At 41.0% G+C, this 22,064-nt stretch carries 15 protein-coding genes and 1 pseudogene; 8 read left to right on the top strand and 8 right to left on the bottom strand.

The window, feature by feature from the left end:
• Positions 1 to 17 precede the first annotated feature (17 nt).
• Both LV85_RS21225 and LV85_RS21220 read right to left on the bottom strand, forming a co-directional pair.
• Positions 18 to 434: a nucleotidyltransferase substrate binding protein gene (locus LV85_RS21225; RefSeq protein WP_111323231.1), complete on the bottom strand. Its 417-nt coding sequence runs from the start codon at positions 432 to 434 to the stop codon at positions 18 to 20.
• Between the two features lie 146 nt (positions 435 to 580).
• The gene (locus LV85_RS21220) at positions 581 to 2,029 is read right to left on the bottom strand and encodes a trypsin-like peptidase domain-containing protein (protein WP_111323229.1); all 1,449 of its coding nucleotides are present in this window, start codon (positions 2,027 to 2,029) and stop codon (positions 581 to 583) included.
• 230 nt (positions 2,030 to 2,259) lie between these two features.
• On the opposite strand from LV85_RS21220, the gene LV85_RS21215 reads away from it, so the two are divergent.
• The 5 genes from LV85_RS21215 to LV85_RS21195 all read left to right on the top strand — a co-directional run bounded on the left by LV85_RS21215 (position 2,260) and on the right by LV85_RS21195 (position 9,628).
• Positions 2,260 to 3,426, top strand: coding sequence for a 1-deoxy-D-xylulose-5-phosphate reductoisomerase (locus LV85_RS21215; RefSeq protein ID WP_111323227.1), 1,167 nt, complete (start codon positions 2,260 to 2,262; stop codon positions 3,424 to 3,426).
• Positions 3,426 to 4,751, top strand: coding sequence for an RIP metalloprotease RseP (gene rseP / locus LV85_RS21210; protein WP_111323225.1), 1,326 nt, complete (start codon positions 3,426 to 3,428; stop codon positions 4,749 to 4,751). Before LV85_RS21215 ends, rseP begins: the two co-directional genes overlap by 1 nt.
• A gap of 134 nt (positions 4,752 to 4,885) precedes the next feature.
• Entirely contained in the window at positions 4,886 to 7,363 is a 2,478-nt protein-coding gene (gene lon / locus LV85_RS21205) for an endopeptidase La (protein ID WP_111323221.1), read from the top strand.
• Positions 7,364 to 7,469: 106 nt separating this feature from the next.
• A complete protein-coding gene (gene hslU / locus LV85_RS21200; protein WP_111323219.1) occupies positions 7,470 to 8,867 on the top strand; it encodes an ATP-dependent protease ATPase subunit HslU in 1,398 nt (465 codons plus the stop codon).
• Between the two features lie 26 nt (positions 8,868 to 8,893).
• Complete coding sequence (locus LV85_RS21195; RefSeq protein WP_111323217.1) at positions 8,894 to 9,628, top strand: SDR family NAD(P)-dependent oxidoreductase; 735 nt, start codon at positions 8,894 to 8,896, stop codon at positions 9,626 to 9,628.
• Between the two features lie 189 nt (positions 9,629 to 9,817).
• On the opposite strand, the gene LV85_RS21190 is transcribed toward LV85_RS21195, so the two are convergent.
• Positions 9,818 to 10,306 (bottom strand): SixA phosphatase family protein, encoded by a 489-nt coding sequence (locus LV85_RS21190; protein WP_111323215.1) that lies wholly within the window; start codon positions 10,304 to 10,306, stop codon positions 9,818 to 9,820.
• Between the two features lie 88 nt (positions 10,307 to 10,394).
• Between LV85_RS21190 and LV85_RS21185 the strand changes: the two genes are divergently transcribed.
• Positions 10,395 to 10,586, top strand: a complete 192-nt coding sequence (locus tag LV85_RS21185) for a cold-shock protein (RefSeq protein ID WP_111323213.1) — start codon at positions 10,395 to 10,397, stop codon at positions 10,584 to 10,586.
• A 40-nt stretch (positions 10,587 to 10,626) separates the two neighbouring features.
• Here the strand turns inward: LV85_RS21185 and LV85_RS21180 are convergent, their stop codons facing one another.
• On the bottom strand, positions 10,627 to 13,212 hold the full coding sequence (locus LV85_RS21180) for a mechanosensitive ion channel domain-containing protein (RefSeq protein WP_158531226.1): 2,586 nt from the start codon (positions 13,210 to 13,212) through the stop codon (positions 10,627 to 10,629).
• Positions 13,213 to 13,594: 382 nt separating this feature from the next.
• On the opposite strand from LV85_RS21180, the gene LV85_RS21175 reads away from it, so the two are divergent.
• Together LV85_RS21175 and LV85_RS21170 are read left to right on the top strand one after the other, a co-directional pair.
• On the top strand, positions 13,595 to 15,091 hold the full coding sequence (locus LV85_RS21175; protein WP_111323209.1) for a S1C family serine protease: 1,497 nt from the start codon (positions 13,595 to 13,597) through the stop codon (positions 15,089 to 15,091).
• A gap of 129 nt (positions 15,092 to 15,220) precedes the next feature.
• Positions 15,221 to 16,513 carry a serine hydrolase domain-containing protein gene (locus tag LV85_RS21170; protein ID WP_170125636.1) on the top strand — a complete coding sequence of 431 codons (1,293 nt, stop codon included), beginning with the start codon at positions 15,221 to 15,223 and terminating at the stop codon, positions 16,511 to 16,513.
• Between the two features lie 315 nt (positions 16,514 to 16,828).
• On the opposite strand, the gene LV85_RS21165 is transcribed toward LV85_RS21170, so the two are convergent.
• The 4 genes and pseudogenes from LV85_RS21165 to LV85_RS22515 all read right to left on the bottom strand — a co-directional run.
• Positions 16,829 to 18,358 (bottom strand): SulP family inorganic anion transporter, encoded by a 1,530-nt coding sequence (locus LV85_RS21165; protein ID WP_111323257.1) that lies wholly within the window; start codon positions 18,356 to 18,358, stop codon positions 16,829 to 16,831.
• 283 nt (positions 18,359 to 18,641) lie between these two features.
• Positions 18,642 to 19,184: a hypothetical protein gene (locus tag LV85_RS21160; RefSeq protein ID WP_111323207.1), complete on the bottom strand. Its 543-nt coding sequence runs from the start codon at positions 19,182 to 19,184 to the stop codon at positions 18,642 to 18,644.
• Positions 19,185 to 19,599: 415 nt separating this feature from the next.
• Positions 19,600 to 21,012, bottom strand: coding sequence for a DUF6600 domain-containing protein (locus LV85_RS21155; protein ID WP_111323205.1), 1,413 nt, complete (start codon positions 21,010 to 21,012; stop codon positions 19,600 to 19,602).
• A gap of 468 nt (positions 21,013 to 21,480) precedes the next feature.
• A pseudogene (locus LV85_RS22515) lies at positions 21,481 to 21,597 on the bottom strand (hypothetical protein); the annotation flags it as partial.
• Positions 21,598 to 22,064: the final 467 nt, after the last annotated feature.

The raw sequence follows: 22,064 nt of genomic DNA, 5'->3' as shown, positions 1-22,064 counted from the left end.
TTTTTTCTTAAAGACTGCTACTCATTCAGCTTTTTGCCCATGGTATCTTCAAATCGCTGAAGTAATCTGATGTAGCGTTTTTGGATGTTTTCCAGAAATGTCTCTTGCGTATCTATTTCATAAACAGGGTTATACTGGATTCGATCGATTACGATATCTAACCAGGCTTTCCCATCGTCGATTAAATCAGCGTGAAATGCCTCCACAGTCAAATCCCTAGATCCTGAGAATTCCCCTTTGCCGATTTGTTTGAAATACTGGGTAATCACATTTAGTGCAAGCTCATGAGTTCGCTCAAAATGCTTCAGGAGATCTCTAGACTGTGGTTCGGTAAGCTTTCCATTTTTTGCACGCTTTGCATAATCTGTAAGATCAACCAAAGCAGCGCTGAATTCTTCAAAGCATTTTTCGCAGGATTTTGTGATAGTTTTCATGGGAAGACGAATTTTGGATTTGATTGCTTTTACTGTGATCAGAAAGTCCTTTTAAAGTACTAAAATGATTCGATATAACTAAGATTTCTAGGTTGAAAAACTTAGCTATTTCTAAGTAACGCTCAAAATTCGTCTTCCCAATCTTTCTACCTCACATTATATGTCTGCATAAATGGCTGCCCATTGGAAGCAACTCCCTCGAGTAATAATCTACCACTGTATTTCTCCAAGTAGGTTCCAACTTTATTAGGGTCCTTGGCTGGTTCGTTATTGATCTGAGTGATCACAAATCCTTCTCTAAGCCCAAGTTCTCTCAGGTATCCTCGTGTCAAACCCGTGATTTTTATTCCATAATCTACTCCAAACTTGTCCTTCTCAATCGTATTTACAGCTTCTAGTTTTGCTCCCAAGATTCCAGAACTGTAGAATTCTCTCTTGATGATGCCATTGCCACCTTCCAAGTTTTGAAGTTGAAGATTGGCGGATTTAGAAGAACCATTTCTTATGAAAGTTACCGGGAGCTTTTCACCTGGATAATAGTAGGAGAGTGCTTCTTCGAAACTACCCTTTCCTGATATATCCTGAGCACCTAGCTTGGTGATGACATCATTGCGCTGCAGGCCTGCTCGCTCTGCTGCTCCGTTTTTGACCACATGAGTGACTATTACTCCGTCTAGCGTCTCTATATTCATCTCCTCGGCGAGCTCTGGGGTGATTTCTACGGCTTCTATGCCTGGGATGGCTTTTTGTACTTCACCGTACTGTATCAAATCATTCGAGACTTTCATGGCAATATCCACTGGCACAGCAAAACCATAACCCGTATAAGATCCTGTCCTCGATAGGATCGCAGTGTTTATCCCAACCAATTCTCCATTGACATTGACCAAAGCACCGCCGGAGTTTCCTGGGTTAATAGGAGCGTCAGTTTGGATGAAGCTTTCCAAAGGAAAATCCCCTCCTAGAATATTGATTTGTCGTTCTTTGGCAGAAACTATACCTGCTGTGACCGTGGAGGTAAGGTTAAATGGATTACCGACTGCCAGTACCCACTCGCCGATTTTTAGATCTCGGCTGCTACCACGTTTGATGGCTGGGAGGTTAGTCTCCTCAATTTTCAATACAGCGATATCCGTGTTTTTATCCGTACCGACTAATTTGGCTTTATAGGTTCTTTTCTTGTGAACCACCTCGATAGTTTCTGCTCTGTCTATCACGTGATTATTGGTCACGATATAGCCATCGTCTGAGATGATCACTCCCGAACCTGTGCTCACTTGTTGGGAAGGAGCCCCTCCACCTCCGAAGAAGTAGTCAAACATGCTGTACCTTCTAGGGTCCGTGCCGGAAAAATTCTTGATGAAGACAACAGATTCTGTGCTGTTTTCTGAAGCATCTACAAAAGAAATAGGTGCGTCAGTTCTGGGGTAATTAGATGCTGGCTGGTATTGCGAAGCAAAGCTTACTTCTGTTTGATTAGTTTGGGGGAAATCAGCGAATTGTGCTGGTTCAGTAAAATTGATTGTGCTCCAAACTGCAGCTCCGGCCAAGCCTGCCAGAAAGGAAACGGCGGTTGTTTTGAATAGACTGTTCATAGGCGAATCATTTATCAATTTGACGAACGTGAATAGTTACAGTTTAATAAATTCACATTTTTTAAGTTCGGATTTAGGCTGAACTCAGTCTTTTGACCTTTAATATTGTGCCATTCGGCAAAAACTGACGATTTGTACGAGGAAAACTGGGAGCATCTTGTAATTTTGTCAGCTATTGAGAAAACTCTCCAAAAAATGAGGGTTTGAATTACTCAACAATCCCAAACTGAATGACAGAACCCAAACGCGTAGCCATCCTGGGCAGCACCGGAAGTATTGGTACTCAAACCCTAGAGGTAATTCGTCAGCATCCCAAAGACTTTATCGTAGAGGTTCTTACTGCACAAAATAATGCAGACTTACTGGTAGCTCAAGCACTGGAGTTTACTCCCAATGCCGTGGTAATCGGTAATGAGAAACTTTATGCCCAAGTTCGAGATATCCTACAACCGAAGGATATCAAGGTGTATGCTGGTGAAAAGGCGATTGCTCAGATAGTAGAAATGGAAACTATCGACTTGGTGTTGACGGCCTTGGTGGGATATTCAGGTTTGATTCCTACAGTGAATGCGATCAAGGCAGGTAAGCAAATAGCACTTGCCAATAAAGAAACCTTGGTGGTAGCAGGGGAGATCATCACAGCTTTGGCAAAGGAGAATCGAGTGAATATCTACCCGGTTGATTCGGAGCATTCTGCGATTTTTCAATGCTTGATCGGTGAGTTCCACAATCCTATCGAGAAAATAATCCTTACAGCTTCTGGCGGACCCTTTAGAGGGAAGGATAGAGCTTTCTTGGAAACTGTCACACGCGAGCAAGCGCTGAAGCATCCCAACTGGGAAATGGGAGCGAAGATCACAATTGACTCTGCTTCTCTGATGAATAAGGGCTTGGAAGTGATCGAGGCAAAATGGCTTTTTGGACTGAAAACCGAACAGATAGAGGTAGTCGTACATCCGCAGAGCATCATTCATTCGATGGTTCAGTTTGAGGATGGATCGATTAAAGCACAACTTGGATTGCCAGATATGCGTATCCCAATTCAGTTTGCCCTGAGCTTTCCTGATCGATTGAAAAGTGACTTCGAGAGATTTGACTTTATGAATTACCCACAATTGACCTTTGAGCAACCAGATTTAAAGACTTTCAAAAACCTACAATTGGCCTATGATGCCCTCGCAAAAGGTGGCAATGCCCCTTGTGTGCTCAATGCTGCCAATGAAATAGCAGTAGCTGCTTTCTTGAATAAAGAAGTAGGTTTCCTTGAAATGTCTGATTTGATTGGTGAAACTCTCGAAAAAGCTGAGTTTATTGCGCAGCCAAATTTGGAGGATTATGTGTCGACGGATGAGCGCGCAAGAGAAATTACTAAAGAACTAATAACGAATAAAGTATAATGGATACCTTAATAATGGTGGGTCAATTAGTCCTCGGGTTATCAATCCTCGTGGGTTTACATGAATTGGGTCACTTACTTACCGCCAAGATGTTTGGCATGAGAGTAGAAAAATTTTCAATTGGATTTCCTCCTAAAATCGCTGGATTCCAGTGGGGAGAAACTGAATATTCTATAGGAGCGATACCACTGGGGGGCTTTGTGAAAATCTCCGGAATGGTAGATGAATCCATGGATGCTGATCAGATGGCAGGAGAGCCACAGCCATGGGAATTCCGATCTAAGCCAACTTGGCAGCGTCTGATCGTAATGCTCGGCGGAATTATCGTCAATGTGATTACCGGGATAGTCATCTTTGTGATCTTGGTTTACAATAATGGTGAGACATATTTTTCTCGTGATCAAGTAGTAGAAAACGGTATTGTAGCCCTGGAGATTGGTGAATCAATTGGTCTGAAAACAGGCGATAAGATTTTGGATATCAGTGGTGAACCTTATCAATCCATAAATGATTTGACGGCTGGCTCGGCTTTGCTTAGCGAAAATGGTTACTATACTGTAGATCGTGAAGGAGAAATAATCAAGGTAGATATCCCAAGAGGCTTTATCAATTCTTTCAATAGTCAGGAGGCAATAAATAGCTTCGTCTCTATTCGCTATCCATTTGAACTGAAGGAAGTGACCAAAGGTGGAGCAGCTGAGAAAGCTGGAATAACTGCTGATGATAAGATATTGGCTGTAAATGGTCATAAGATCACTTACATCAATGATTTGAGAGAGGAATTGGCCAAGTCAAAAAATGAAGAAGTAGATGTCACTTTACTGACTGCAGCTAATGATACCACTCATACCATGGTAGCGGTTTCAGATGAAGGGATAATTGGGATAGAAATGGCGCTGACCTTAGATATGGTTAAGCGTAAGTATAGTTTCAATGAAGCAATTGCAAAGGGAACTAGCAAAGCATTTACCGTAGTCATCGTGAATGCAAAGGCGATGGGTAAGATGTTTACGGGTGAAGTATCCACCAAAAACGTAAGTGGACCTATTGGAATAGCAAAGATCTATGGAGATACCTGGGATTGGACTAAGTTCTGGACGATTACAGGTTTGATCTCTATGATATTGGCATTTATGAACCTACTGCCAATTCCAGCATTGGATGGTGGACACGTGATTTTCTTGCTTTATGAAATGATCTCTGGTAGAGCTCCTTCAGACAGATTTCTGGAGAATGCGCAGAAAGTCGGAATGGTCATACTCCTTGCTTTGATGGTTTTTGCAATTGGAAACGATGTGTTGAAATTATTTACAGGGGAGGGATAAAAAACTAAAACTGCCAATCTGACCACTTCGGTCTATTGGCATGCACCTTGACCTTTTAGGAAGAACCTTCGTATTTTGAGGGTTCTTCTTTTATTTTAGCATAAAACGGACAGCCTAGCTGTCATTCTGTCTATATGAGCCAATTCGAAAATTCTGTGTTTCAAAACTTAATGGTCGGTGAGTTTTCCGGTGAGGGAGATCTGATCCAGTTGATTACCGATGAAGAGGATGATACACTAGGAAAGGAAATTCTTGAAGAAGAGATTCCGATCCTTACCGTAAGAAATACAGTCCTTTTCCCAGGTGTAGTCATCCCAATTACTGTGGGGAGACAACGATCTATTCGCCTGGTAAAAAAAGCCCAAAAAGGAAATAAATTGATTGGGGTATGTGCTCAGATCAATCCAAATATTGATGATCCAGGATGGGAGGATATCTATCAGGTAGGTACACTCGCCAAAATCATCAAAATGATTGTGCTTCCTGACGGAAATACCACGATCATTATTCAGGGTAAAAAGCGTTTCAAGATTTCTGAGCAAATCACCGATGATCCGTATTTCATGGCAAGAGCGGAGTATTTGGAGGAGAATTTCCCAAAAAGCTCCAAGAAAATTCAGGCTCTTGAAGAGTCTCTGAAAGAGTCTGCTACGCGCATTCTTCATTTGAATCCTGAGATCCCTCGTGAAGCTCAGGTTGCCTTGGACAATATTGACAATACACCTTTCCTAACACACTTTTTGTCTTCTAACATCAATGCTCCGGTGGAAGCCAAGCAGCGATTATTAGAAATCAACGATGGGGTAGAGCGTGCGACATTGTTACTTGAATTCATGATGAAGGATATCCAGATGCTGGAACTAAAATCTGAGATTCAGAAGAAGGTGCATACGGATATAGATCAGCAGCAACGGGATTATTTCCTGCGTCAGCAGATGAAAGTGCTTCAAACCGAACTTGGGGATGAAGGTCCTGAAAAGGAAGTGGAAGATCTAGCAGCTCGTGGGGCCTTGAAAAAATGGTCTCCTGAAGTCAACAAGCATTTTCAGAAAGAACTCGATAAAATCCTCAGAATTAATCCTTCTGCGGCAGAGTATCCGATTGCCTTGAATTATGCGGAAACTATGGTAGATCTGCCTTGGAATGAGTTTACGCAGGATAATTTTGATTTGAATCATGCCAAGAAAGTATTGGATGGTGATCACTTTGGGCTAGACAAGGTCAAAGAAAGAATCATCGAATACCTAGCGGTGCTGAAGTTGAAGAATGATCTTAAAGGTCCAATTCTTTGTCTTTATGGCCCTCCAGGTGTGGGTAAAACTTCCTTGGGTAAGTCGGTAGCGGCAGCATTAGGTAGAAAATATGTCAGAATGTCTCTTGGAGGCATGCATGACGAAGCGGAGATCCGTGGCCATCGTAAAACTTACGTAGGAGCTATGCCAGGGAAGATTATCCAAAACATGAAAAAAGTGAAAATCTCAAATCCAGTTTATGTACTGGATGAGATAGATAAGCTTTCTTCAGATTTTCGTGGAGATCCATCTTCAGCCTTTTTGGAAGTGCTGGATCCGGAGCAAAACAATGCCTTCTTGGATAATTACCTAGAGGTAGAATATGACCTAAGCAAGGTGCTTTTCATTGCTACAGCCAATTCACTGGACACCATTCAGCCTGCCTTGCGGGATAGAATGGAGATCATCGAGGTGACAGGTTATACGCAGGAAGAAAAGGTGGAAATCGCTAAACGACACCTAGTCCCTAAGCAGCGCAAAGAGCATGGCTTGAAAGCCAAGCAAATATCTTTTGACAAGGCTGCTTTGGTGAAATTGATAGAAGATTATACCAGAGAATCTGGAGTGAGAAGCTTGGAAAGAGCGATAGGTAAAGTGGTGCGGAATATCGCCAAATCTATCGCGATGGAAGAGGAGTATAGTCCTAAGATTAATGCTGCGGCAGTGAGAAGAATCTTGGGTTCTGAGATTTTCGATAAGGAATCTTATACTGACAATAGCGTGGCTGGTGTGGTCACAGGCTTGGCTTGGACTAGCGTAGGTGGAGAGATTTTGTTTATCGAAACTAGCTTGAGTAGAGGAAAAGGCAAGCTTACGCTTTCGGGACAGCTGGGTGATGTGATGAAGGAGTCAGCGATGACTGCTTTGTCTTACCTCAAATCGAAGGCAGAAACACTCGGAATCGATCATAGAGTATTTGATCAATACGATCTACATATTCACGTTCCTGCTGGAGCAGTTCCTAAGGATGGCCCTTCGGCAGGTATCACGATGTTGACTGCCATGGCTTCTGTATTTACCCAAAGAAAGGTGAAAGCAAAAGTTGCTATGACTGGAGAGATCAGTTTGATCGGAAAAGTAATGCCTGTGGGCGGAATTAAGGAGAAGATTCTAGCTGCCAAAAGAGCTGGAATCAAAGAAATTATCCTTTGTCGCAAAAACAAACGAGATATCGAGGAGATCGATGAGCACTACATCAAAGGGGTAGAATTCCACTTTGTGGAGAAGGTGGAGGAAGTATTGGAGATAGCTTTGCTTAAAACCAAGGTGGATAATCCGCTTCATTTCAACTTGCAGTCCGAAAACGGAAAAGACAATTAAGGAGCAATAATGCTCACTTTACGAGGATTAATCCTCTAAAAAATATACCTAAAAAGCTCAGATCGAAAGTAACCACATTGATCTGAGCACATTTTAACCTAACATCATGGAAAAAATACTTTCACTTACTCCGAGACAGATTGTCGCCGAGTTGGATAAATATATCATTGGGCAAAACGATGCCAAGCGCAACGTTGCTATTGCTTTGAGAAACCGTATTCGTCGCTTGATGGTGAAGACGGATATTCAAAAGGATATCGTGCCAAACAATATTCTAATGATCGGTTCGACCGGTGTAGGTAAGACTGAGATTGCCAGAAGATTGGCTAAAGTGGCTAATGCGCCATTCACCAAGGTAGAGGCCTCTAAGTTCACGGAAGTAGGCTATGTAGGTCGTGATGTGGAAAGTATGGTGAGAGACCTGGTAGAGCAGTCTGTGGCCTTGGTAAGAGAGCAGAAGAATGAGTCTGTCAAGGTAAAAGCTGCTGATGCAGTGGAGGAGATTATTTTGGATGTTTTGATACCTCCGGTGAAAAGTGCAGGATTTACACGAGCGCTTCCGGTAGATACTGACGAGAACTCTGAGCCAAGCAATGATGCGGAGCTAAATGAAAGAACGCGCGAGCGATTTAGAGAGAAGCTTCGTGACGGAGAGTTGGATGATAGAAAAATAGAAATCAGTGTAAAAGCTGGTTCTCCTATGGGTGTAGGGATGATAGGTAATGGAATGATGGATGATGCCAGTATGGCAGGTCTTCAGGATATGATTTCCAATATGATGCCCAAAAAAGTCAAAAAGCGCAAAGTGAGCATTTCTGAGGCAAGAAAGATTTTGCTGGAAGAGGAAATGTCTAAGTTGGTTGACTTTGAAGAAGTAAAGGAAGAAGCAATCAAATTGGCCGAAAATAATGGGATCATCTTTATAGATGAAATCGATAAAATAGCATCCAAATCCGGTAAAAATGGTGGTGGTCCTGATGTGAGCCGTGAAGGTGTTCAGCGGGATTTGTTACCGATTGTAGAAGGGTCAGCAGTAAATACCAAATACGGTGTGATCAACACCGATCACGTGCTATTTATAGCTGCAGGAGCTTTTCATGTGGCCAAGCCGTCTGATTTGATTCCTGAATTGCAGGGTAGATTCCCTATTCGTGTGGAATTGCAAAGTTTAACGCAGGAGGATTTTTCAAGAATTTTGCGCGAGCCAAAAAACGCACTTACCAAGCAGTATCAAGCACTATTTGAGTCAGAGGAAGTGTACCTTGAGTTTAATGATGAGTCCATCGAGGAGATAGCAAGATTGGCTTTTCTGATCAATTTGGAAGTGGAAAATATCGGAGCAAGGAGACTTCATACGGTGATGAGTCATCTGCTCAATGATTTCTTGTTTGACGTTCCTGATACGATTACTGCGAATTCCAAGATCATGGTGACCAAAGAAATGGTTCAGGATAGACTAAGCACTCTTGTTCAAAATAGAGATTTGTCTCAGTACATCCTTTAATTTCCAAGCAAACAATCCAAGAACAGATGTCTAAATCACTCCTTATACTTACGGGTCATAGCCAAGGACTAGGTCGTGCTATTATGGATACTTATTTGCAAAAGGATGACTTTGAGGTAATAGCTATTTCCAGAACGGTGCTTGGATTAGGCAATCCGAATCTTACTGAGCATAGCATTGATTTGGGTGACTTGGAAGTATTGGAGAATGAATTGCCAAAGCTATTCCCTACTGCTGATTATAAGGAAATCATCATGATCAATAATGCTGGCTGGATAGGAGAGATCAAGCCTGTGGGGAGTATGCAAGTGAAGCATATGAGAATACAGGTCAATGTTAATTTATTGGCTCCTATGTATTTGACTAGTGCTTTTGTGGATGCCTATAAAGATTCTTCTGCGAAAAAGATCATTTGTAATATAAGCTCTGGTGCTGCTTCCAAACCTGTAGAAGGCTGGGGAGGATATTGTAGTACTAAAGCGGCTATTGCGATGTTTACTCAGGTGGCGGCTAAGGAAAATAAAGATCCTCTTTTTAGGTTTTTCAGCTTAGCTCCGGGGATAGTAGATACTGCCATGCAGGATGAAATCAGGCAGTCTGATGAATTGGATTTTCCTCAAATCGAGCGTTTTAAAAACTATAAGGAAGATGGTGAGCTCTCAAGTCCTGAGCAGGTGGCAGCTAAGATCTGCTATATGCTGGGGAATGAAAGCAAATTCCAAGATGTCATTCAGGATGTCAGGAACTTTGATCTGCCTTGATGTTAGGCTGAATATTAGCTACAGCGGAGGCGGAGCCTAGCGAAAGGAGCACAGATATTAAAAAAGTGTCAATTGCTATTTTATTTCAGACACATTTAGCAACTCTAATTTTGCGCTACTGCGACTGAATACTGTGACTGCGACTATTACTTTTTACTTTTAACGCCTACATTTTTATATCCCAAATCATCAAACCTTCTTGGGATAATCAATAAACCAAAATCTGGAGCTTTCTGGACGCAACTGTATCCAATGATTCGTATCTACTAGCAATCCATATTGTCCGGAAGTAGGTAGATTATCTAGATTCCCTCCAAAAAAATCTATGAATTCATTCATTCCAGGATTATGTCCTACTACAAAGATTAATTCATGGGAGTCATCCTGCCTTTGAATACATTTCAAAATCATGGCAGCAGAAGCATGATATAGATTTTTGTCGTAAGTGATTTTCGAAGTGGGAAGATGAAGCACCGATGCAAGAATTTCGGCAGTTTGAGATGCCCGAGTAGCAGTAGAACTTAAGATGAGATCGGGAAGAATCCCTTTTTCTATTAAGCGCAATCCCATTTCAGGGACATTATCCAAGCCTCGATCGGCCAAAGGCCTGTCGTGATCAGCCAGATTAGGGTCGTCCCATGCTGACTTTCCGTGTCTCACCAAAATTATTTTCTTCATTTATTGAAAATAAGAACGATTATTTTGTTTTTTTTAATTGAATATTTACTTTTAGCACTCTTTCAATTCCAATTTATCACAAATAATTATGTTTACCGGAACAGTAAAATTTTACAATGAAGCCAAAGGGTTTGGATTTATCGTTGACGATGAGTCTCAAAGCGAAGTATTCGTACACGCAACCGGTTTGGTAGATCAAATCGCACAGAATGACAAAGTAACTTATGACATCAAAGAAGGCAATAAAGGCCCGAATGCTGTCAACGTTAAAAGAGCTTAATATAGTTTTTTTTTGTTAGCGAAAATTAGTCCTCTGAAGTTTACTCTTCAGAGGATTTTTTATTTTCATCTGTTTGACTAGCGTCTAATCCCTTATTTATTTTTACTGGACTTATGTCTTCACCAGGCTTAGATATTTTTTCTTGCCAGTTGGAAGGTACGCTTTTCAAATAAAGATCTCGTTTTGGAAAAGGAATTTCGATTTCGTGTTCTGCAAATTTTTCAAAAATAGCCGCCATTACCTCTGCACGTACCTGAATCCAAATATCCATACTTTCTACCCAGAATAATACACGGAAATCTACAGAGCTATCATTGAAAGTCTGCATATAGACATGTGGGTTAGGAGTTTTCAATACATGCTCCCTATTAAGCACTTCTTCTAATAGCGCTTTCACTTTTTTCATGTCAGAGGAATAGCCAACACCAATAATCAGTTCTACCCTACGCTTTTTGTCTGATAGTGTCCAGTTTATCAGGCTTTGAGATAGCAAGTCTCCATTTGGCACTACAATTTCAGAGCCATCATAGCCTTGGATTTTACTGGCTCGAATGCCTACGTCTTTGACAGTACCACTTGTTTGTCCTACTTGGATTTCATCTCCTATCTGTATAGGACGCTCAAATGCCAACACGACTCCAGAGACAAGGTTGTTGATGATAGTTTGCAGACCAAAGCCAATACCTACAGATAATGCGCCAAGTACGATGGTGATTTTATCAAAGGGGATTTTGGCTGCTGTCATTCCAATAAAGAATCCGATAATCCATATTGCCAGTCGGATGAGAAGTATAGAACTGCCAAGCCTTTGCTTTCTAGACGCGGCATTTTTTTGATCTTTTATGGAAGCAAAATAGGCAATGTTATTGGCCAAAAATGTGGATATATATAGGATTATTACGAATAAGAGAATGCTACCATATTGAAACTCTGTAGCACCAAGTACTCTTGGGGTTTGAAGAAAGTCAGTAACCCATAGGTAGATATAATTATAATATCCAAGATGCCATAGTAGTCCATAAACCCAGAGACATATAGCAAAGATGGATACAAAACCCTTCATTCGCTTCTGTAAATCTTGAAAATCAAAGTAGGAAGTGAATTCGTCGTTTTCTTTCTTTCTATATTCAATAATCAAATAAACTACTTCTAAAAATACCTGTACAAATAGATACAAACTCACCGCTCTATAAAAGGTGATTGCTCCTGTGACAGAATAGGTTTTGGCGAGATTGAAACGACCAAATATGTTTGCAAAAAAGGCAAAGGATTGCATAAGCACGAGCAGAATTGAAATTGTTTTTAGGAAATAAGCCGCTGTGGTCTCCTTGTCTTTCATGCTTCTCCATATCAAACAGCCCATTACTATAAAAATAAGGGAGGAGATTAAGATGTACCATCTTTCCTGAAAGGCAATTTTCCAATGCAAACCATTGTAAGCAAGCACGATATAGGGAAAAAGGAAGATGAGCCAATAGCGAAAGAAATCATTACCAAACTCTTTTTTCACTAGAAAGGTCGATGAAATTGCCATTAACAAGGACAAAATAGAAATAAAAACTAATGGAGGGGCAGAGAAAAAAATCAGGTAAAAGGGCAAAAGGATAATTAGTACTGACCAAAAAGTCCGTTTTTGAAAGTATTCGGTTCTATTTAGAATTAGAGAAGCAAATTCCTTTTCTTCTGAGATAGATTTTATAGCATATCGCATCGCAAAGTATATTCCTATTAATACAAGTAATGCGAGGATAAATGGTTTGTTGTCCTTTTCCCAATACACCTTCAATAACATGATATTGAGCTGAAGGGACTGAAGAAAGACCTCTTGGAAGTTTGTTTCTTTTTTAAAGCTAGGAGCTTCCCAGATGTAATTGATTTCTTTTGTCCAGAACTGATGCTCTAATTGAATTCTATGCGTGTTTAGAAACTGCTTTAATTCCAAAAAAGCCACGGTATTATCGCTGACTTTGGCCTGGAATTTGGCCATTATAATTTCCTGAGCTAGGAAGGTGCTATCAACCGATTTTATAGCCTTCTTCAGCAATGAAAGCTCCTTGTTGATCGCAGGGAGCAAGGTAGTATCCCGAAGTGTCATATTGAATACTGAATCTGACTTGATCTTTTCAAGCTTGATGCCCGCATCGGTTAGCGTTGCTATCCTCGACTTGAGTTTACTATCAAATTTCTCATTGACTCCCTTTACCATGACGATAAGGTTGTCCATCCCTTGCAGGTACCTTAAATTGAATTTGTCTTGATCGCCTTCAGTTTGTTCAGTGATTTTCTCAGCAAATAATTTGACTTTTGGGAGCTGGTTACTCATTTCAAGCGTATCTAATACGTCGGCCAACTCTAGTTTTATTTTGCTTATTTCGATCGCATGATTCTGTGCTCTATTGATTACTTGAGTTAGGATCGTTCCAATATGTCGGCTTTGCTTGACGACACGCGTGGTATCATCAAATACGAAAAGGCTGTCTAAGGAATTAATAGAAGGAGCCTTAACGACCTTTGAACTGTCTTTGGCGGTAGAGTCAATGCGTGCTATTGGAACTGAATCATTTTGGGCTAAAGACGCAAAGGCGAATAAAAAAGTGCATAGTATTACTAGAAATGCTCGGGTCATAGGTCTCATTTGAGAGTTAATATAGAGAAAATTGATCATTTTGAAACGAACAGTCTACTCTAGCGTATGTAGTAAATTGAAAGTCAAAGGGTACGATACTTCTGATTACTCAGTAGTAGGCATTGAAACTGTAGACTTATTCAAGATTTCTTTACTAGAATTCAATTTTGTTAAAGATTTCAACATAGCAATATAGATTTTCAAATCTAGTCTATATCGAACAAATTATAACCAATAGCCCTTTTCCTAGGTTAATATGTTATAGGTCTTGAAAATTGGTTAATTCGTGTTAATTTGGGCATGCAGGCACTTTTTCAGGTGTAATATTTGGATCTAATAGATCATCACTCTGTTTAATTATTGAAAATAAACCTAAGAAATTATGAGCAAAAGACAGTTCTTTCTGGGAATGCTTCTTGCCTCTTTGATCGGAGGCCTAGTCGCCATAGTAGGCGTTAGCTTTCTCACACAACCGCAAAATGCAACTAGCTTCGATGAGAAGCAGCCAATTAGTTTTGCAAATCTACTTTCAGGTGAAGAATTTACAGTTCCTGATGGTATCAATTTCGTAGCTTCCGCAGAGGCTGTAATACCTGCAGTAGTTCATGTCAAAAGTCAGGTAACTTATTCTAGTGGACGTAGGGGTCAGAGAGATCCTATACAAGATTTATTTGGAATACCTCCCAGAGAGGAAAGAGGTGACCAGGGTCGAGCATTGATGAGTTCAGGTTCAGGAGTGATAATCTCGCCTGATGGATATATCGTAACCAATAATCACGTAGTAGAAAATGCGACTAGGCTTGAGATTTCGCTAGACAACAACAAAAGTTATGTGGCCAAATTGATAGGTACTGATCCTACTACAGATTTGGCCTTGCTGAAAATTGATGAAGAGGGACTTCCATTCGTAAGGTTTGGTGATTCTGACAAAACCAAAATCGGGGAGTGGGTACTTGCAGTTGGGAATCCATTTGATTTGAATTCTACTGTTACAGCAGGGATTATTTCTGCAAAAGCAAGAAACATCGGAATCCTTCGCGATGTGGAGGACAACCTCTCTGTGGAAGCATTCTTACAGACAGATGCAGTAGTGAACCCAGGTAATTCTGGAGGAGCACTCGTCAACCTAGCTGGAGAATTGATCGGTATCAATACTGCAATTGCCAGCCGTACAGGTACATTCAATGGCTATTCATTTGCTGTTCCGAGTACGCTGGTCAAAAAAGTGATGGACGATCTCATGAAGTATGGTACAGCACAGCGAGCATTGCTTGGTGTGGGGATCTTAGATGTGAGTCAGGAGCTTGCAGATGGACTTGGAGTTGATTTTCCAGTGGAACAAGGAGTGTATATTCGAACTGTAAACGAAAATTCCGGTGGAGAAGAAGCAGGTCTTAAGCCAGGTGACATCATCATAAGTGTGGATGGACGTGTGACTAATAATGTAGCCAACTTGCAAGAAATGGTAGCTAGAAAGCGTCCAGGAGACAAGGTGGATGTAGAATATATTCGAGATGGTGAAACCTACACTACAACTGCTACCTTGAAAAATTTCGCAGGAACTACGGATATTGTAGAAAAAGTAATCCCTAAAGTTTTTGAGTTCCAAGGAGTCAGTTTTGAGGAAGTTTCCGATAAAGTAAAAGAACAACTTGAACTTCGTGGTGGAGCCTTAATTACTGCCGTTACGGGAGAGAAGTGGGGTAGAGCAGGTGCAAGACCAGGGTTCATTATTACTTCTATTATGACAGAAGATGGTCGCATAAAGATATCAGGAGTAGATAACCTACTCGAAGTATTGGAAGATACAGAGGGACAAGACATAGTTGTCTTAGGGATGTTCCAAGATGGAACGGAATATTACTTTGAGGTTGACTAGTAGATTTTAGATCGAAAATTGGGCAGGCTGGTGATTATTCATCAGCCTGTTTTTTTTGCTGTTTTGGGCAGGAGGATAGCTTTTTGGGAGAGATTCCCTAATTTACTTTTCAATCAAACCCATGACCTAATGAAAAAGTACCTTAGCTCAACAAGCTGTTTTGTTTTTACGATGCTATTGAGTGTAAATGTCTTTGCTCAAAGCCCCTCAACAGTTTTAACAGCTCAAGGAAAACAGCCATTAGTGGGTGTATCTGCTGAGCGACTGGATCGAATAGATCAGATGCTGGATCAAACAGTCAGTGATAACCAGGTGCCTGGACTAGTTGCTTTAATTGTAAAGGATGGGAAGATTGTCTATCACGAGGCAAAAGGACTGGCGGATGTGCCTTCTGGTACAGCAATGGCCAAGGATCAGATTTTTAGAATAGCATCTCAAACCAAATCTATTACCTCTACAGCTGTGATGATGCTTTGGGAGGAGGGAAAGTTTAAGTTAGATGACCCAATTTCTAAGTACATCCCTGAGTTTTCCAATCCACAGATTTTGACTGGTTTTCGTTATGGAGATTCTTCCTACTCTACCAAACCTTCTCCTCGAGAGATCACCATTAGACATCTCATTACACATACCTCCGGGATAGGATACGGGGTGATTGATGGCAATGAGCAGATGAAAATGATCTATCAGAAAGCAGGAATAGTGGACTTGTTCACGACTGAGCCCGTGAAAATCTCTGATAATATTAAGAAGCTAGCTAAGCTTCCGCTTCATCACGAGCCTGGAACGAAATATACTTACAGTGAAGGGCTTGATGTGTTGGGGTATTTTATAGAAATTATTTCAGGAATTCCCTTTGACCAATTTCTGCAAACTCGGATTTTTGATCCTATGGGGATGAAGAATACGGGATTCTATTTGAATGATACCCAAGGCAAAAAATTGGTGACAATTCACCGAAAAGTAGGAGGTCAATGGGAGTCTTTCCCTGTCACTTTCTATGATCCAGATTATCCGAAAACTGGCGCCAAGACCTTTTTCTCCGGAGGAGCGGGACTATCATCGACTGCTGAGGATTATGCCAAATTTCTTCAAATGTATATCAACAATGGTGCTTATAATGGAACAAGATTTCTCAGTCCTACGACCATCAAAGCTATCATGAGCAACCAAGTAGGAGATTTACTGGGTAATGGGGGAAAGGATTACGGATTGGCTTTTGGCTTGGTGGATGAGAATGGAGTCGCTCAGGGAGGTATCGGAAGCCTAGGTACTTTCGACTGGGGCGGGTATTTCAACACCCAGTATTTTGCAGATCCTGTCACCAATACCATAGGGATATTGATGAAGCAAACCCAGGGTGGGACCGGCGATGAGTCAGCTTGGAAGTTTCGGCAGATGGTTTTCTCGGCGATAGAGTAATGTTGTGTCCGTTCGTGGTGACACGAACGGGGGCCTGGGTTGTATGGGTACTTAAGACTAGGTTATGTGTCTGTTCGTGGTGACACGAACTGAGGCTAAGGTTATTATGATTCTGGAAAATAAGTACGGATATGTAGACCAGAAGGGACGCTAGGCGTAATTAGAGATTGGCATATATGTTTGAACTTATAAACTCGCTCCGAGGAACTGGAAGCAAAAAGGGAAGTCGATCGACTTCCCTTTTAATTGCAATATGAAAGTCAAAGTAGGCTCTGGCCTTTATCCTTTCTTTGTGTTCTTAGTGGCTTAATAAAATCAGACTTTATCCACTGCCAATTTATACGTTGGGTCTTCGATTACATTGATATCGATTAGCTCATCTGCATTTTCCAGGAGCTTTCTGCAATCAGGGCTGAGATGCTTCAGGTGTACTTTTTTACCAACCTTATGATATCGCTCTGTCAATTTGTTTAAAGCTTCGATTGCTGACATATCGACTACACGACTTTCTTGGAAGTCAATGATCACTTCTGCAGGATCATTTAACACATCAAATTTCTCATTGAAAGCAGAAATAGAACCAAAGAAAAGCGGGCCAAACATCTCGTAGTGCTTCACTCCATTTGCATCCACATTTTTTCTTGCTCGGATTCTTTTAGCATTATCCCATGCGAAAAACAAAGCTGCTAGAATCACGCCGATCAATACTGCCAAGGCCAAGTTGTGTAGGAATGCAGTGATCAAGGTCACTAGAATCATCAAGAACACATCTGATTTTGGCATTTTAGTGAACGTGCGAAGACTTGCCCATTCGAAGGTTCCGATGGAAACCATGATCATCAGGCCAGTCAAAGCTGCCATTGGCACTTGTTCTATCAGGCTAGATCCGAACATGATAAATACCAAAAGCATCACTGCAGCTACTATTCCAGAAAGTCTAGCTCTTGCACCGGATGAGATATTGATCAAACTCTGGCCGATCATCGCACAGCCACCCATTCCTGAGAATACTCCAGAAAGCATATTTGCGATTCCTTGAGCTACCGCTTCTTTGTTTCCGCGGCCACGTGTTTCGGTGATTTCGTCAATGATATTTAGGGTCAGCAAACTTTCAATCAAACCTACACCAGCCACGATAGCGGCATAAGGGAAGATGATTTGTAGAGTTTCTAAAGTCAGCGGAACAGCAGGAAGGTGAAAAGGAGGGAAGCCACCTTGAATACTTGCTATATCACCAACGGTTTTAGTGTCTAGATTTAAAAGACTAACGACGCCGAAGATTACCAAAATAGCTGTCAAGGAAGATGGTACTGCCTTGGTGAGTTTTGGTAAGCCCCAAATAATCAACATGGTCAAAAGCACCAATCCTAGCAAAATATAAAGGGTTGAGCCTGTCAGCCAGCTGCCGTCCGCATTTTTGAACTGATCCAATTGCGACATGAAAATGATGATGGCAAGACCATTTACAAATCCGAAAATCACGGGGTGAGGAACAAGACGCATGAGTTTACCAAGTCGTAAAGCTCCAGCTGAGACTTGTAATATACCGGCCAGTACAACTGCTGCGAAGACATATTCTACACCATGGGTAGCAGCAAGCGTCACGATAACCACGGCTACCGCACCTGTTGCTCCTGAGATCATTCCTGGTCTACCTCCCAAAATGGAAGTAACCAATCCCATCATAAATGCCGCGTATAATCCAGTAAGTGGTGAAAGTCCTGCGATCAAAGCGAATGCTACCGCCTCAGGAATAAGTGCCATAGCCACCGTAAGTCCAGATAGAACTTCCGTTTTGTAATCTACTTTTTGGCTGAAATCGAATAAGTTAAAGTATTGTTTCAAGGTTTGAATAGGTTTGGCGAATGATGTCGCTAGAGTTGAAAACAAGCCGCAAAGATAGACAAAAACCTCAATTCAAAATTTTATTTGGCAGAATAGCTTTGTTTGAATGGAATAACTAAAGAGCCTGATTTAATAGGACTCCTACTTTAAGCCATAATTCTAGATTATTTGCATTAAAAAGGATTGAGGGATAAATCTCGTGCTTAGTTGGCTTTTGCAAAAAAAAAGACCTCACAGAGTTTGTCTGTGAGGTCTAAGTGTTCTTATGAATTTTCAGATAATATTATTGAAGCTTGAATGCAACACCTACAGTAAGGTAGGAAACTCCGTAGCCTACTTCAGCAAAACCGCCAAAGTTGTCTGAGAAATAATATCTACCACCTGCATAAAGACTTAGTCCTACAGAATTGTTAGCGTTGTAGGTGCTTCCGGAAGGGCCACTATAATTCTCAAAGTAAAAACCTAGCATCGCTCCTGCATAAAGGTCCAAATTATCTACTTCCAGCATATTGAAATGATAGGCGCTTCGAACTCCTACTAGCGTGTAATTCCACTTGGATTTTCCTATATCTGCATTGTTGCTATAAGATTTGAAGCCTATATAACCACCCAAACTGATTACTCCTGGCCCGCCAATATCCCAAACGCCTTGTTCGTATTGTGCACTGATAGTTGGAATCTGGCTGCCATAAGTAAGATCGTGACCCACTGAGCTACCCAAACCTAAGCCAAGAGATATGACTTTGCTACCTTTTTGAAATTCTTGTGCAGAACCTATAAACGGCAGGCAAAGTGCTAGCATAAAAATTATGATAAATTTTTTCATATAAATCTAAAATTTAGAAGGTTTAATAATATTTATGAAAATTGTTAGTACAAAAATATTTTAGAAATAATGGATATCAAAACTTATGCTTGAAAATAGGTGCAAATAGACTGATAAATCAGGAATAATTATTCTTTGTCTTCATAAGTAGCTTAGGAACAGCGTGCAAATGAAGGTTTCGGGAGAGATTCTAAGTTATGGAATTATATGAGCATGGGTTCTGGTATGGGAAGAATAAGCGGATGGCCTAGTCTAATAGGGCGATTGGTCTCATCGGATTTTTATTAATTCTTCAAGGAAAAAGAAGGCAAATGAATTAGTGATTTTCTCAAGAATCAGGATAATGCTGATGCTTGGCGTATTCACAAAAAAAAGGATAGCCAGCTGGCTACCCTTTTCACTAACTTGATTAAGATTAATTATTTCCTCTTGTTTTGGAGCTGCTTCTTGAAGACGAACTGCTGGATGTTCTTGATGAACTTTTGGCAGGCGTAGAGCTTCTTGAAGAAGTGTTTTTTACTTGAGGTGTAGATCTGCTAGGAGTTGCTTGTGATTGTCTAGACTGAGTAGAACGTGCTGGGCTGCTCTTGGTAGCTGGGCTAGCTGAACTCGATCTAGAAGCTGCAGGCTGAGATCTCGTGCTTGTTGATCTTTGAGCTGGAGCAGATTGAGTTCTAGATTGAGTTGATCGCTGAGTCGAAGTAGAACGCTGGCTGCTAGTAGGAGCAGTTCTGGTTTGTGTTTGTCTGCTGCTTTCGGATTTTACGGAAGGAGAAGAAGATCTGCTTGTGCTGCTTCTAGAATTACTTGGACTGGCTGTCCTTGTTTGAGTTCCTGAATATGGCTTAGTCTCAAATTCCCCAGCTCTAGAAGAAGGAGAGCTTGATCTTACACCAGAATTCGCAGATCTACTGGTTGTACTTGGACTTTCTGGAGATCTCGATGTGCTCGCAGGAGTACTGGCAGATCTTCCAGAAACAGATTCTGATCTGCTGCTTACTCTAGAAGGCGTAGTAGCAGCCTGTGTTCTGCTTTGTCCTGAGGAAAGTACTCGAGAAGGTCTAGCTGCCGTAGTGGTGCCTCGTGCACTTTGCAGATCAGGTCTATAAGAACGAACACCGTTACTTGAGGCTACAGTTCTTCCAGCTGTTCTACTGTTTTCTATTCTACGCTCTGGATAGGATCTTTTGGTCACTCTCTCTACATCCCTACGTGCTGGGCCAGCGTAGTACCTGTTGTTGTTTATAATAGTAGTGTTATTGATGATTGTAGTGTTGTTATACACATTAACGCGTCTTCCCCTAGGGATGCAATAGCTGTACACATTGCGATAGACGAATCTGTTTTGCGGTACAAATACCCAATAGAAGGTAGGCATAGCAATTCTCACGCTAACACTGAATCCAGGTCCCATAGGCGCCCAACCGTAATATCCGCCGCCAGTTCTCCAGTCCACCCAAGCTGGTCCCCAGTCGTAATCTGGGATCCATGCCCAGCTACGGTAATTATCGTCAAAATACCATCTGCCGTAATGGAAGGCTGCCCATCCCCAATCGTAATCAGAAACCCAGGTATTACCATAGTTGGTCATTACCCAGTGTCCGTTTGTTCCATAAGGATGGAAATCATTTTGAACCGCTGGTAACCAGACATAACCATATCGAGCATCTTTGACCCAATCTCCATAGGGCATCAATTCATCGTAGAATACCTGAAAAGAAACGCCATTGATATTGTCAGCTTTAGTTTCAGTAGGACTGATCCAGATTAAAGCGATGATTCCCATCATCAAAGTTCTTATCCATCCTGGTACTTGTTGAGTTTTCATATAGCTAGGGTTTAGTGATTAAATAATTGGTTAGGTACTTCTTTTGGGTTGTTGGTTTAGTTGTTTCCTATTAGATAGATGCAATTTTCTATATAAAGGATGCATGCATACTAAAACCAAAACCACGCCAACTTTTTGATCTTCTTTAAAATCTGTTACTGGTTAGCTTTGTTTTACGTGAAAATTTAGCGCAATGGTTACGGTTAATCTTAATATTTGCTTAAGATTGAATGAAAAAATTACTACTTAAATAAAAATATTACCTAACTAATTTTACAACAGAAGAATTTTTTTTGGATAGATCATGGCTTTTGCCAGAAAAATGTAAAAATTTGAGCAGAGTTTTTTTTGAAAAAAATTAGGCTGATGAAAAAGTTTGTCACTTCTCTAGGAGCAAAACTGTAAAACAAGTAGCTGTACTAAGGTCAGCATGGGAGAGAGGGCAATGCTAGCATCAATGAATTAGACTCATATCCAAAATATAGATTCTACTTCTATCGTATTTAATAATCCCTTTGTTTCCAGATCTCTCAAAACTGTCGTTACCATCTGTCTGCTGGTGGCGGTCAACTTGCCGATTTCCTTGTGGGTGAGTTTGCAACTTCACTCTTGTATTAAAATCAATTTCAAATTGATAAGGATAGGAAGGCGTAGATACAATCTACGGCTAGTGCCCTCAACGCCTATTCTACGCTCAGTGGGGGACTTTCTTTGTTACTTTTGAAGGCCAAAAGTAACCAAAAGCCTTCGCCCTAAATGATTCTTCAAATCGGTGATGGCGCTGCTAAAATAATTTTTTAATTCCCGATTTGATTTCTGAGACTCGTTCTCCACTAAAATTTGGCGGATCTCGCTCGGAACTCGCGAGCTAGCCAAATTTCTTAACGTTCCGAACTTCGCCTCAGAAACCGAATAATTTAAGGGCTGTCCTATAGATTGGGAAATGTGCTAACTAAACTAGTTGGTTAATTAATAACTTCACCCTTATATTAAATCAATTTCAAATTGATAGGGATATTATGGTGTAGATCCAATCTTCACCAAGTGACCTC

The sequence above is a fragment of the Algoriphagus chordae genome (genome assembly GCF_003254055.1).
Lineage (GTDB): Bacteria > Bacteroidota > Bacteroidia > Cytophagales > Cyclobacteriaceae > Algoriphagus > Algoriphagus chordae.
This window is presented reverse-complemented; position numbering and strand designations above follow the sequence as displayed.